Consider the following 589-nt stretch of genomic DNA (forward strand, 5'->3'; position numbering starts at 1 on the left):
ACCCTGGATGCCGAGCGAGCTTGCTGTCGCGATGCCGCGCTTGACGACGTCCTGCGCGACCGCTGCGAAATCGTCGAATCCGTTCTGGCGATTGCCCTTGAGCGCCGCCTGATGCCAGGCTGGGCCGAACTCGCCGCCGCCGCGGATGCATGCCTGCACATAGGCATTGCCTTTCTCCAGCCACAGCTTACCACGCACGCCGGCATAGCCGGGCAGCAGCGGCACTTCGAAGCCGCCATAGCCGTAAAGCAGCGTCGGCACCGGACCTTTCTGGTCGCGCCGCCTGACGACGAAATAGGGGATCATCGTGCCGTCCTTGGAGCGCGCCTCGAACTGTTCCGAGATCAGCGGCGAGGCATCGAAACGCGCCGGCTGCGACTTCACGGTGGCGAGCGTCTCGCCATTGTCGTCGGACCAGATGATCGAACTCGGGGTCAGGAAATCGGTGAAGGAGAAGGAGACACTCGAGCCGAACTGCTCGGCATGACTGATGCCGACATTGCCATTTTCGGGCAGCGCCACCGGTTTCAGCGACCAGTTGCCATCCATGCGCTCGCAGACGACGACTTTGCCGCGCACATTGTCCATC

The 589-nt window shown here is 63.3% G+C and carries 1 protein-coding gene; it reads right to left on the reverse strand.

The features are described 5' to 3' along the window. The coding region (locus ENZ75_RS33680) for a prolyl oligopeptidase family serine peptidase (RefSeq protein ID WP_164888275.1) at positions 1-589 on the reverse strand (589 nt) is incomplete at both ends.

Source organism: Mesorhizobium sp. M7A.F.Ca.CA.002.04.1.1, from assembly GCF_004022805.1.
GTDB classification, from domain to species: Bacteria; Pseudomonadota; Alphaproteobacteria; order Rhizobiales; family Rhizobiaceae; genus Mesorhizobium; species Mesorhizobium ciceri.